At 70.9% G+C, this 12774-nt stretch carries 7 protein-coding genes; 5 read left to right on the top strand and 2 right to left on the bottom strand.

From position 1 onward, the window contains the following. Nucleotides 1–118: 118 nt before the first annotated feature. The gene (locus D9V36_RS21880; RefSeq protein ID WP_129295277.1) at nt 119–1264 is read right to left on the bottom strand and encodes a metallophosphoesterase; all 1146 of its coding nucleotides are present in this window, start codon (nt 1262–1264) and stop codon (nt 119–121) included. A 223-nt stretch (nt 1265–1487) separates the two neighbouring features. Continuing rightward, nucleotides 1488–2588: a LacI family DNA-binding transcriptional regulator gene (locus D9V36_RS21875; protein WP_088798889.1), complete on the bottom strand. Its 1101-nt coding sequence runs from the start codon at nt 2586–2588 to the stop codon at nt 1488–1490. 405 nt (nt 2589–2993) lie between these two features. On the opposite strand from D9V36_RS21875, the gene hisC reads away from it, so the two are divergent. The 5 genes from hisC to D9V36_RS21850 all read left to right on the top strand — a co-directional run bounded on the left by hisC (nt 2994) and on the right by D9V36_RS21850 (nt 12711). After that, nucleotides 2994–4073 (top strand): histidinol-phosphate transaminase, encoded by a 1080-nt coding sequence (gene hisC / locus D9V36_RS21870; RefSeq protein WP_129295276.1) that lies wholly within the window; start codon nt 2994–2996, stop codon nt 4071–4073. A 325-nt stretch (nt 4074–4398) separates the two neighbouring features. After that, nucleotides 4399–5907: a cytochrome ubiquinol oxidase subunit I gene (locus tag D9V36_RS21865; protein ID WP_129295275.1), complete on the top strand. Its 1509-nt coding sequence runs from the start codon at nt 4399–4401 to the stop codon at nt 5905–5907. Nucleotides 5908–5916: 9 nt separating this feature from the next. Next, complete coding sequence (cydB, locus tag D9V36_RS21860) at nt 5917–6918, top strand: cytochrome d ubiquinol oxidase subunit II (protein WP_129295274.1); 1002 nt, start codon at nt 5917–5919, stop codon at nt 6916–6918. Nucleotides 6919–6958: 40 nt separating this feature from the next. Then, a complete protein-coding gene (gene cydD / locus D9V36_RS21855; RefSeq protein ID WP_129295273.1) occupies nt 6959–10774 on the top strand; it encodes a thiol reductant ABC exporter subunit CydD in 3816 nt (1271 codons plus the stop codon). A gap of 257 nt (nt 10775–11031) precedes the next feature. Then, nucleotides 11032–12711 carry a sensor histidine kinase gene (locus D9V36_RS21850; RefSeq protein WP_129298590.1) on the top strand — a complete coding sequence of 560 codons (1680 nt, stop codon included), beginning with the start codon at nt 11032–11034 and terminating at the stop codon, nt 12709–12711. The last annotated feature ends 63 nt before the right edge of the window (nt 12712–12774 follow it).

Raw genomic sequence — 12774 nt, 5'->3', positions numbered from 1 at the left:
GGTGACAGAGAGTTTACGTAATTTGAGTAATGCCACGACCGGTTTCCGTCCGTGCGGCCCCTCTGGGGTGTGCCGTCCGCCCGCCGCCCGCCCTTCCGTACACCTGCCCCGATAACGTTCAGCCCGCCAGCGGAAGTTGAACGACCAAGAGCTTTCCGGCCATGGTGATACCGCCGTCCATGGCGATGGCCAGACCGTCCGCGTAGACATGCGGACCGTCGACCGCCACGCTCTCGCTCTCGCCCTCCTCGGCGCCGACCTCGCCCAGCAGATAGGGGATCGGGCTGTGGCCGTGTACGACGCGGTCGCCGCCATAGGCATCGAGGAGTTCGCGTACGGCGTCCGAGCCGTCCTCGTCGCGGAAGGCGAAGCGCTTGGTGAACTTGCGGAACAGGTCCCAGACTTCGTCCGCGTCGCTGCGGGTGAGCACATCGTGGACGGTGTCGTTGACGGCCTCGATGGAGTCGCCGTATTCGAGGTAGGCGGTGGTGTCGGAGTGCACGAGCAGATGCCCGTCCTCCTCCATCACGGCGTCCAGGCGGGACATCCACTGCAGGTGGTGGTCCTCCAGGCGGTCCATATCGGTCTTCTGGCCGCCGTTGAGGAGCCAGGCGGCCTGGAAGGAGGCGGTGCCGGCGCCCGACTGCACGGGGGTGTCGCCGAACCGCTTGGCACCCAGCAGCAGGAGTTCGTGGTTGCCCATCAGGGCCTTGCAGTAGCCGCCGGCCGCCGCGGCCTCGGCGGAGAGCTGCATGACGAGGTCGATGACGCCGATGCCGTCCGGGCCGCGGTCGGTGAAGTCGCCGAGGAACCAGAGCCGGGCATTGCCGGCCGCCCAGTTGCCGTCGGCGTCGATCAGGCCCTCGGCGGCCAGCGCCTCGCGCAGCTCGTCGTAGTAGCCGTGCACATCGCCGACGACGTACAGCGGGCCCATGCCCTCGGGCGCGTCGGGGTCCTGGGCCGGTTCGGGCACCGGGACGACGGCGGGACGGTCGATGAGGGTGTCCGTGCGCTCGGGCGCGATGACCGGGAGGTCGCGCGCGGTCGGGGTGTACTCCTCGGGCAGCTCCGCGGGCGGGGTGGCAGGCGGCGCCACGGGAGGCGCGGTCGGGGTGCCGGCGGGCAGGTGGAGCGGCGGGCCGACAGGCGGCGGCACGGGGGATCCGGCGGACGTGCCGGAGGGAACTCCTGGTGGCGGAACGGACGCCGGAGTTTCTCCCGCCATGGTCCACACCATGGGTCCCTGACTGGCCCCCTGAGTCATCGACCCCTCCACCGTCGCGCCGCCTGCACCTCTCGGACCTTTGCCTGGTCGACGGCGGTCCGCGATGTCGTGCGCCCATCATAGGAATGCCGATCGCGGGTTGTGACGCACCCTGGGGTGGTCAATCCGCCGAAGCCCGGCATTCGCAGCGCATTTATCCCGGGATCGCCCTGTTTTTTCCTCGTAGAAGTGATCACACCGTCGCTCGTATGTGGGAGCACGCTCAGTCGCCGGTGGGTCCGCGCGGTGGGCTGATGGTCGTTCTCGGGGGACGTCGCTGGGACGAGGCCCGGACGATCAGGTCGGTCGGTATCACCTGTTCGACGGGCCGGCCGTTGTCGAGCCCTTCGATGGCGTCGATGAGGATCTGTACGACGGCGGTGCCGATGCGGCGCGGTTTGAGGGACAGCGTGGTGACGGGCGGCTCGGTGGCGGCATAGAGGGTGGACTCGCTGCAGCAGACCAGCAGCAGGTCCTCCGGCACCCTCAGGCCGTAGCGCCGGGCGGCGGCGAGCAGGTCCGTGCCGTTGGGGTCGAAGAGTCCGTAGACGGCGTCCGGGCGGTCCGGGCGGGCCAGCAGCCGGTCGGCGGCGACGGCTCCGGCGCATGGGTCGTGGGCCGGGTAGGACTCGTACACCGGGTCCTGGCCGACCCGCTCGCACCAGTGCAGATAGGCGGTGGTCGACAGGCGGGTGTAGGTGTCGGTGGTGTTGCCCGTGAGCAGGCCGATGCGACGGGCGCCGGCGTCGGCGAGATGGTCGAGCAGACCGAGGACGGCCGCCTCGTGATCGTTGTCGACCCAGCCGGTGACGGGCAGTGTGCCGCCGGGGCGGCCGTCGGAGACGACGGGGATGCCGTGCCGGACGAGCTCGGTGACGACGGGGTCGCCGTCGGCGGGGTCGATGACGACGGTGCCGTCCAGGGCGACGTTGGACCACACGTCGTGGCGGGAGGTCGCGGGGAGGATGACCAGCGCATAGCCCCGGGCCAGGGCCGCGGAGGTGGCCGCTCTGGCCATCTCGGCGAAGTACGCGAATTCGGTGAAGGTGAAAGGTTCATCCCCGTACGTGGTCACGGTCAGGCCGAGGAGCCCCGACTTGCCCGTACGGAGGGTGCGGGCGGCTGCGGACGGGCGGTAGCCCAGCCGGTCGGCCACCTCGCGGACATGGCTACGGGTGGCGTCCGGAAGCCGGCCCTTGCCGTTGAGCGCGTCGGAGACAGTCGTGATCGACACCCCGGCTGCGGCGGCCACGTCCCGGATGCCCGCCCGCCCCAGCCGGCGACCGGTCGACCGGCTCACCTGATGCTTCCCTGCTGCTGTCATGGCGAGCCGATAGTAGGGCTCATTAGGGCCATTCGCGGGGCTTGGGCGAGGGCTGGGGAGAGGCACGTTTCTGCACGGCCGGGAGCCCCCAATTCTCATGGAAGCAAAGGAAGTTGGCACAATGAGTGATCATTTCGGGGGAGAGGTGACGCGTTTGCCTATCGATCGGTTCAGGCCCCGAAGCGGCTTCAAGTCACCTTGACGGGGGACGCGCGCCACGGAGTGAGCCACCGGCGCACGCCGAACCGGACGGCGCCCCCTGGAAGCTCCGCGCGGGGCTTCCCCGGTGCCGGGCCGAGGGGTGTGGCCGGGCTCGGCGGCGGTCCGGGGCTGCCGCCGAACGGGTCAATCCTCATAAGGTGTGCAGTATTGGAGAAGAGGCGCGACGGTCGAGGAGGACCTGCGGTGAGCGAGAAGACCCCGAAGCTGCGTGCTGCGCTGGACGGCATCCCCACCTACAAGCCGGGCCGGCCGGCGGCGGCCGGCGGCCCCGTCACGTACAAGCTGTCCTCCAACGAGAATCCCTATCCGCCGCTGCCGGGTGTCCTGGAGAGCGCGGTGACCGCCGCCGGCGCCTTCAACCGCTACCCGGACATGGCCTGCACGGGCCTGATGGCGGAGCTGTCCGAGCGGTTCTCGGTGCCCTTGGAGCATCTGGCGACCGGCACCGGATCGGTCGGGGTGGCCCAGCAGCTGGTCCAGTCGACGGCCGGGCCCGGCGATGAAGTGATCTACGCCTGGCGGTCGTTCGAGGCCTACCCGATCGTCACCCAGGTCTCCGGCGCCACCTCCGTACAGGTTCCGCTGACCTCCGGTGAGGTGCACGACCTGGACGCCATGTACGCCGCGATCACCGACCGGACCCGGTTGATCTTCGTCTGCAACCCCAACAACCCCACCGGCACCGTCGTCCGCCGTGCGGAGCTGGAGTCCTTCCTGGACCGGGTGCCGAGCGATGTGCTGGTGGTGCTTGACGAGGCCTACTGCGAATTCGTGCGCGATCCCCAGGTGCCGGACGGCATCGAGCTCTACCGTGACCGCCCCAATGTGTGTGTGCTGCGCACCTTCTCCAAGGCGTACGGCCTGGCGGGCCTGCGGGTCGGCTTTGCGGTGGCCCATGAGCCGGTGGCCGCGGCGCTGCGCAAGACGGCGGTGCCGTTCGGGGTGAGCCAGCTGGCGCAGGAGGCGGCGGTGGCGTCGCTGCGCAGCGAGGCGGCGCTGCTGGAGCGGGTCGATGCGCTGGTGGCCGAGCGGGCGCGGGTGGTGGACGGTCTGCTGGGGCAGGGCTGGACGGTCCCCGAATCGCAGGCGAACTTCGTCTGGCTGCGGCTGGGGGACCGCACGACCGACTTCGCGGCGGCCTGCGAGCGGGCCGGTGTGGTCGTGCGGCCGTTCCCCGGCGAGGGCGTACGGGTGACGATCGGCGAGGGCCCGGCGATGGACCTGTTCCTGCAGGCCGCGGAGGAGTTCCGCAAGGCGCTGTAACCCGCCGTCGGGCGGGCGTGTCGAGGCCGTGGGTCTGCTGACCCGCGGCCTCCTGTGTGAGGTGTGCTTTCCCGCCGCTGTGGACGGGTGCCGGGGTGCGCCGTCCGCCGTCGGTGCGGACCGGAATCGTGGCAGGTGGAGGGTGTGGTGGCGCCCGGCGATCGGGCGTGACCGCAGTCACGTACCCCCCGGCAGAAATGGCTGAGACCCGTAGGAGATAATTGCTTGTGAATGTGAACGCGTTCACAAGCGCGTGCTGTATGGACCACTTTATGTGGCGCATACAGGGCATTGCCGTAGTGCACGGCGACGTAAGGAGCACGGCATGGAACTGGCGTTGGCGCCAGAGACTCTGGCGCGATGGCAATTCGGCATCACCACCGTCTACCACTTCCTGTTCGTCCCCCTGACGATCTCCCTCGCCGCTCTGGTGGCCGGACTCGAGACCGCATGGGTACGCACGGGCAAGGAGAAGTACCTCAAGGCCACCAAGTTCTGGGGCAAGCTGTTTCTGATCAATATCGCGATGGGTGTCGTCACCGGCATCGTCCAGGAGTTCCAGTTCGGGATGAACTGGTCCGCCTACTCGCGGTTCGTCGGGGACGTCTTCGGCGCCCCGCTGGCCTTCGAGGCGCTTATCGCGTTCTTCTTCGAGTCGACCTTCATCGGTCTGTGGATCTTCGGCTGGGACAAGCTGCCGAAGAAGATCCACTGCTTCTGCATGTGGATGGTCTCGATCGGCACGCTCCTGTCGGCGTACTTCATCCTCGCGGCGAACTCCTGGATGCAGCACCCGGTCGGCTACAAGTACAACGCCGCGAACGGCCGTGCCGAGCTGACGGACTTCTGGAAGGTGCTGACCCAGGACACCACCCTGGTCGTCGCCTTCCACACGCTGACCGCGGCCTTCCTCACCGGCGCCGCGTTCATGGTCGGTATCGCCGCCTTCCATCTGATGCGCAAGAAGCACATCAAGGTCATGCGGACGTCGCTGCGGCTCGGGCTGATCACGCTGGTCATCGCGGGCATCCTCACCGCGGTCAGCGGTGACTCGCTCGGCAAGGTCATGTTCAAGCAGCAGCCGATGAAGATGGCCGCGGCCGAGGCGCTGTGGGACAAGGAACAGCCTGCGCCGTTCTCGGTCTTCGCCTACGGCGATGTCGACAAGGGACACAACACGGTCGCCATCGAGATACCCGGCCTGCTGTCCTTCCTCGCGCACAGCGACTTCCGCTCGCCGGTCCCCGGCATCAACGACGTCAACAAGTCCGAGCAGCAGAAGTTCGGGCCCGGCGACTACCGGCCCAACATCCCGGTCGCCTACTGGGGCTTCCGCTGGATGATCGGCTTCGGTATGTCGTCCTTCGCCATCGGGCTCGCCGGGCTCTGGCTCACCCGTAAGAAGTTCTGGCTGGCTCCGGGGCTGCGGACGGGGGACGAGGAGCCACCGCAGCTCGCGCTCACCAAGAACAAGGTGCTCGGTGCCCGGCTGAGCAAGTGGTACTGGTCGCTCGCCTTCGTCACCCTCGGCTTCCCGCTCATCGCGAACTCGTGGGGCTGGATCTTCACCGAGATGGGCCGCCAGCCCTGGGTCGTCTACGGCGTGCTCCGCACCTCGGACGCGGTGTCCCCGGGCGTCTCGCAGGGCGAGGTGCTGACCTCGATGATCGTCTTCACCGCGCTCTACGCGATCCTCGCCGTGGTCGAGGTCAAGCTGCTGGTGAAGTACATCAAGGCCGGACCGCAGGAGCTCACCGACTCCGACCTCAACCCGCCCACCAAGATCGGCGGCGACAGCACGGACGCCGACCGGCCGATGGCCTTCTCGTACTAGGAGGCGACTGTGCAACTCCACGACGTCTGGTTCGTCCTTATCGCCGTCCTCTGGACCGGGTACTTCTTCCTCGAAGGGTTCGACTTCGGGATCGGTATCCACACCAAGCTCCTCGCCCGCGACCGGCAGGAGAAGCGCGTACTGATCAACACCATCGGCCCGGTCTGGGACGGCAACGAGGTCTGGCTGATCAGCGCGGCCGGTGCGACCTTCGCCGCCTTCCCCGACTGGTACGCCACGCTCTTCTCCGGGTTCTATCTGCCGCTGCTGCTGATCCTGGTGTGCCTGATCGTGCGCGGGGTCGCCTTCGAATACCGCCACAAGCGGACCGAGGAGAACTGGCAGCGGAACTGGGAAAACGCGATTTTCTGGGCCTCGCTGCTACCCGCGGTGCTCTGGGGCGTTCTGTTCGGCAACCTCGTGCACGGCGTCAAGATCGACGCTCACAAGGAATATGTGGGAAGCGTTCTCGACCTGCTGAACCCGTACGCGGTTCTGGGCGGTCTGGTCACACTGACGCTGTTCACCTTCCACGGTGCGGTGTTCGCCTCGCTCAAGACCACGGGCGACATCCGGGAGCGGGCGCGGAGGACGGCGGCCGTCCTCGGGGTGCTCACCCTGGTGCCGGTGACCGGCTTCCTCGGCTGGACCCAGGCAGACAAGGGTGACGGCACCAGCCTGATCGTCATGATCGTCGCGGTGGTCGCGCTGGTAGCGGCGCTGGGGGCCAACAAGCTGGGGCGTGAGGGCTGGGCGTTCGCCTTCTCCGGCATCACGGTCGTGGCCGCGGTCGCGATGCTGTTCCTGACGCTCTTCCCGAACGTCATGCCCTCGACGCTGAACGAGAGCTGGAGCCTCACGGTCGGCAATGCCTCGTCCAGCCCCTACACCCTGAAGATCATCACGTGGTGCGCCGGTTTCGCCACACCGCTGGTGATGCTCTACCAAGGGTGGACGTACTGGGTGTTCCGCAAGCGCATCGGCACCCAGCACATCGCCGATGCCCACTAGCTGAGCGGCCGCCCTCCCGGGGGCGGCCCCAGCAGGACGGATGTTTCACGTGAAACCGGTCGATCCGCGTCTGCTCCGTTACGCCCACGCCACCCGCGGCTTCCTCGTCGCAGTGGTGGTACTCGGGCTCGCCGGAGCGGGCCTGGTCATCGGCCAGGCGATGTTGATTGCCGAGATCGTCGTCGGGGCCTTCCAGCACCATCTCGATCTTGGCGCCCTGGTCACACCGCTGGCGCTGCTCGCCGCCGTATCCGTCGGGCGCGGTCTGGTCTCCTGGCTCACCGAGCTGGCCGCGCACCGGGCCGGCGCGGCAGTCAAGTCCGAGCTGCGCATGCGGCTGATCGAGCGGGCGGCACGGCTGGGGCCCGGCGCGGTGATCGGGCGCACGGACGGCGCCGCGTCGGCCCCGGCTCCGTACGGCCCCGGGGCGGCTGAGGCGGGCACGCCCGACGCGGGCTCTCCCGACGGCACCGGCACCCTGGAGATGCGAACCGGCGAGCTCACCACCCTCGCCACCCGCGGCATCGACGCACTGGACGACTACTTCGCCCGCTATCTGCCGCAGTTGGGGCTGGCGGTGGTCGTCCCCCTCGCCGTGCTGGCCCGGATCGTCACCGGCGACTGGATCTCGGCGCTCACCATCGCCCTCACCCTCCCGCTGATCCCGCTGTTCATGATCCTGATCGGCTGGGCCACCCAGGCGCGGATGGACCGCCAGTGGCGGCTGCTCGCCCGGCTGTCGGGCCACTTCCTCGATGTCGTCGAGGGCCTGCCGACCCTCAAGGTCTTCGGCCGGGCCAAGGCCCAGGCCGCCTCCATCCGGGCCATCACCGGCGCATACCGCCGGGCGACGATGCGCACCCTGCGGATCGCCTTTCTCTCCTCCTTCGCGCTCGAACTTCTCGCCACCATCTCGGTCGCGCTGGTCGCGGTCGGCATCGGTATGCGGCTGGTGCACGGTGAGCTCGACCTCTATACCGGCCTGATGGTGCTGGTTCTGGCGCCCGAGGCGTATCTGCCGCTGCGGCAGGTCGGCGCGCAGTACCACGCCGCGGCCGAGGGGCTTTCGGCCGCGGAGGAGATCTTCGCGGTGCTGGAGACTCCGCTGCGCACCGCCGGCACCGCACCCGCGCCCGAGGGCACCGCGCTGGCCGTGGAGGAACTGGTGGTGCGCCACCCCGGGCGGACCGCCGACTCGCTCCCGGCGACGTCGTTCGAGGTCCGGCCCGGCGAGACCGTCGCACTGGTCGGCCCCTCCGGTGCCGGCAAGTCCACCCTGCTGAGCGTGCTGCTCGGCTTCACCGCACCGTACGGGGGCCGGGCGCTCGTCGACGGCCGGGACATCGCCTCGCTCTCCCCCGAGAGCTGGCGGCGGCGGATCGCCTGGGTGCCGCAGCACCCGCATCTGTTCGCGGGCACCATCGCCGAGAACGTACGGCTGGCGCGGCCCGACGCGGATGACGTCGCGGTGCGCAACGCCCTGGGCGAGGCCGGTGCGCTGGACTTCGTCGACGCGCTCCCTGACGGCATGGCGACCCGGCTCGGCGAGTCCGGTGCCGGGCTCTCGGCCGGCCAGCGCCAGCGGCTCGCGCTCGCCCGCGCCTTCCTCGCCGACCGCCCGATCCTGCTCCTGGACGAGCCCACCGCCAACCTCGACGGCGCGACCGAGGAGGCCATGGTGGCCGCGATCGGCCGGCTCGCCGTCGGCCGTACGGTCCTGCTTGTCGTCCACCGGCCGGCGTTGCTGGCGGTGGCGGACCGGGTGGTGCGGTTGCCGGGGGCGGCGGTGCCCGCGGACACCGGCGATCCGCTGGGGGCGGGGGACGGCTCGGCGGATCCGCTGGGTGCCGGGGCCCGTGCCGGTGCGGTCGCGGGGGCGTCTTCGCCTCGGTCGGGTCAATCGGACCAGTCGGGCCTGGAGACGGCTGTCGAACCGGCCGAGACAGGCCGGGTCTCCGTCCGGACGGTCGTCGAACCGGCCGAGAGGGACCGGGGCCCCGCCGAGGCGACGGCCGGGGCGCCGGATCCGGATGAGGACACCGGGCCCGGCTCCCTTCCCGGCCCCACCCGGGGCTCGGCACTCACCCGGCTACGGCGAACGGCCCGGTCCCATCGGGCACGGTTCGCGCTGGCGCTGCTGCTGGGGAGCCTGGCGCTGGGCAGCGCGGTGGGTCTGATGGCGACCTCGGGATGGCTGATCTCGCGGGCGGCGCAGCAGCCGCCGGTGCTGTATCTGATGGTGGCCGTGACCGCGACCAGGGCGTTCGGCATCGGCCGTGCGGTCTTCCGGTACGCCGAGCGGCTGGTCGCCCATGACGCGGTGTTCCGGATGCTCGCCGAGGCACGTGTCGCCGTCTTCCGGCGGCTGGAGCGACTGGCACCGGCCGGGCTCAAGGAGCGCAGCCGCGGCGATCTGCTGTCGCGGCTGGTGGCCGATGTCGACGCGGGGCAGGACTACTTCCTGCGCTGGCTGCTGCCCGTCGGGGCGGCGGTGCTGGTCGGTGCGGGCGCGGTCGGCTTCACCGGCTGGCTGTTGCCGGAGGCCGGTGCGGTTCTCGCCGTCGGACTGCTGCTCGCGGGCGTGGCGGTGCCGATGCTCTCGGGCGCGCTGGCCCGGCGGGCGGAGCGTCAACTGGCGCCCGCGCGCGGGCGGCTCGCGACCCGCGTCGTCGATGTGCTCAGCGGTACCGCCGAGTTGACGGTGGCCGGTGCTCTCCCGGCCCGTACGGAGGCGGTGCGGGGCGCCGACCGGGAGCTGACCCGGATCGCCTCCCGTTCGGCCACCGTGTCCGGGACCGGCGCCGGACTGGCGGCGCTGCTGTGCGGACTGACGGTCGCCGCGTCGGCGGTGGCCGGAGTCCAGGCCGTCCACGCGGGCCGGCTGTCGGGTGTGGCGCTGGCCGTGGTCGTGCTCACCCCGCTCGCCGCCTTCGAAGCGGTGACCGGGCTGCCGCTCGCCGTGCAGTACCGCCGCCGCACCCGGCACGCCGCCGAGCGGGTCTTCGAGGTGCTGGACGCACCGGTCCCGGTGCAGGAGCCGACCGCGCCGGCCCAGGCCCCCGAGGCGCCGTTCCCGCTGGTCGTACGGGATCTGACCGCGCGCCACCCGGGAGCGGACCGCCCGGCGCTGGACGGCGTGGGCCTCACCGTGACGGCCGGCCGCCGGCTTGCCGTCGTCGGCCCGTCCGGTTCCGGGAAGACCACCCTGGCGCAGGTGCTGCTGCGCTTTGTGGACCCGGAGTCGGGGGCGTACCTGCTGGGCGGAACGGATGCCGGGACGCTGGACGGTGACGCGGTCCGGCGGCTGGTGGGGCTGTGCGCACAGGACGCGCACCTCTTCGACAGCTCGCTGCGGGAGAACCTCAAGCTCGCCTGCCGGGACCGGGACCGGAGCGGTGTCCCGGGCGATGCCGACCAGGACCTGTGGGAGGCGCTCGGCCGGGCGCGGCTCGCGGACTGGGTGCGGGGGCTGCCCGACGGCCTGGACACCATGATCGGGGAGCACGGCGCCCGGCTGTCCGGTGGCCAGCGGCAGCGGCTGGCCCTGGCGCGTGCCCTGCTCGCGGACTTCCCGGTGCTCGTTCTGGACGAGCCCGCCGAGCACCTGGACCTGGCCACCGCCGATGCGCTGACCGCCGATCTGCTGGCCGCGACCGAGGGCCGTACGACGGTCCTGATCACTCACCGCCTCACTGGTCTTGAGGAGGTCGACGAGGTGCTGGTGCTGGATCAGGGGCGGGTCGCGCAGTGCGGTCCGTACGCGGAGCTGGCCGCGGCCGACGGCCCGTTCCGGCGGATGCTGGAGCGCGAGCGGGCAGTGGATGCGGCGTACGGGGCGGCGCAGCCGGTGGCGTGAGGTCGACGCCCAGCGGTGGCAGGCTGCCGGTGGCGCGGGGCGGCGCGCCGTCCCGGGCCGGTGCGGGGGCTCGTCCCGCGCGGCACAGGGCCCCGTGCCCTTCCGCCCCCGACCGCCCGCCGCGCATAACCGGACTTTCCGCGGAAAACAGCTCTTATTAGGCTCGTGGCATGGCAGCCACGGCAGAACCCTCACCCGCGGACCCCGGGGACGCCGCGGACCCCGGGCGCGACGGCGCGAGTGCGGCCCCCGATCCCATGGACGCCGCCACCGAGGCGACCCGCAGTCTGCAGGGACTGTCGTCCGAGCTGACCGCCCGGGTACCGCAGCTGCTGGAAGCGATGCGTACGGTCGGCGCGGGTCTCGATCTGCACCTCACCCTGGACCGGATCGTGGAGACGGCCGCCGAGCTGGCCGACGCCCGCTACGCCGCGATCGGGATCATCGACGACGCCCGCGAGGGGCTGTCGGACTTTGTGACGTACGGGGTGACCAGGGAGCAGCACGAACGGATCGGTGCGCTGCCCGACGGCCACAAGGGCCTGCTCGGGGCACTCATCCATGATCCCAAGCCACTGCGCCTCGCCGACCTCACGAAGGACTCCCGTTCGGCGGGCTTCCCGGCCGGGCACCCGCCGATGCGGACGTTTCTCGGGGTACCGATCCGCGTCCAGGGCGAGATCTTCGGCAATCTCTATCTGACGGAGAAGCGCGCGGGCGGGGAGTTCAGCGAGGAGGACCTGCACATGGTGCGGGTGCTGGCCACCGAGGCCGGTATCGCGATCGGCAACGCCCGGCTCCATGCGGCAACCCGGCAACGGGAGCGGTGGATCGACGGCTCCGTGGCGGTGACCACCGAACTCCTCGCCGGCAGCGATGTCGACGATGCGCTCGCGGTGGTCGCCGAGCAGGCCCGCAAGCTCGCGGAGTCGGCGGCCGGCATCGTGCTGCTGCCCGACGAGGAGGGCGGCCTGGAGATCGTCGCGGTGTCGGCGGACGACCCCACCGGGATCATGGGGACGCAGATTCCGCCGCACAGTCCGGTGGTGGAACAACTCCTCACCGGGGAGCCCGTGTTCGTGCACGACTCGGCCACCGACCCTCGGATGATCACGGATATCGCGGCCCGCTTCGGCCCCAGCATGATGCTGCCGCTCAAGAGCGGCGGACGGGTGCTCGGCACCCTTGCGGTCCCGCGGTCCAGGGGCGCCCGCCCGTTCACCGACGCCGAGCGGACGCTGGCCACCCAGTTCGCGGCGCAGGCCGCACTGGCGCTGGTGCTGGCCGACGCACAGCGCGACCGCGAGCGGCTCGCCGTCTACGAGGACCGCGACCGGATCGCCCGTGACCTGCACGATCTCGTCATTCAACGGCTCTTCGCGACGGGCATGATCCTGGAGAGCGCACAGCGCAGATCCGTGGTGCCCGAGGTGGCACAGGGCGTCGGCAAGGCCGTCGACGAGCTGGACGTCACCATCCAGGAGATCAGGACCGCGATCTTCGCCCTGCAACAGGGACCGGCCGAGGCACCGTCCGGGCTGCGGACCCGGGTCCTGCGCGAAATCGGCACCGCGGCCGTACCGCTCGGCTTCCAGCCCTCGGCCGGCTTCATCGGCCCGGTCGACTCCCGGGTCGGCGAGCTGACCGGCAAAAACCTGATCGCCGCGCTGCGTGAGGCGCTGTCGAACGCCTTCCGGCACGCCCAGGCCTCCCGTATCGAGGTCGTCGTCGACGCCACGATCCGGCTCCCGGACGGCGCCGACGGCGTCCGCCTGACCGTCGCCGACGACGGTATCGGCATCTCGGACGGCGGTCGCCGCAGCGGCCTCAAGAACCTCGCCAAGCGCGCGGAGTCGCTGGGCGGGGCCAGCTCGTACGGCCCCGGGCTGGGCGTGGACGGTACGGGGACGACGCTGAGGTGGGAGGCGCCGCTGTGAGGGGCGGTGCGGTGCGGTTCGGCGTGGTGCGGTGCAGGCGTAGCGGCGGGGCAGGGGGCGGGA

This window comes from Streptomyces lydicus, from assembly GCF_004125265.1.
GTDB lineage: Bacteria > Actinomycetota > Actinomycetes > Streptomycetales > Streptomycetaceae > Streptomyces > Streptomyces lydicus_C.
This window is presented reverse-complemented; position numbering and strand designations above follow the sequence as displayed.

Excerpts from the sequence above, each read along its gene's own strand:
- D9V36_RS21880 (WP_129295277.1), bottom strand. The coding sequence starts at position 1,264 with ATGACTCAGGGGGCCAGTCAGGGACCCATGGTGTGGACCATGGCGGGA.
- D9V36_RS21875 (WP_088798889.1), bottom strand. The coding sequence starts at position 2,588 with ATGACAGCAGCAGGGAAGCATCAGGTGAGCCGGTCGACCGGTCGCCGG.
- D9V36_RS21865 (WP_129295275.1), top strand. The coding sequence starts at position 4,399 with ATGGAACTGGCGTTGGCGCCAGAGACTCTGGCGCGATGGCAATTCGGC.
- cydD (WP_129295273.1), top strand. The coding sequence starts at position 6,959 with ATGTTTCACGTGAAACCGGTCGATCCGCGTCTGCTCCGTTACGCCCAC.
- D9V36_RS21850 (WP_129298590.1), top strand. The coding sequence starts at position 11,032 with ATGGACGCCGCCACCGAGGCGACCCGCAGTCTGCAGGGACTGTCGTCC.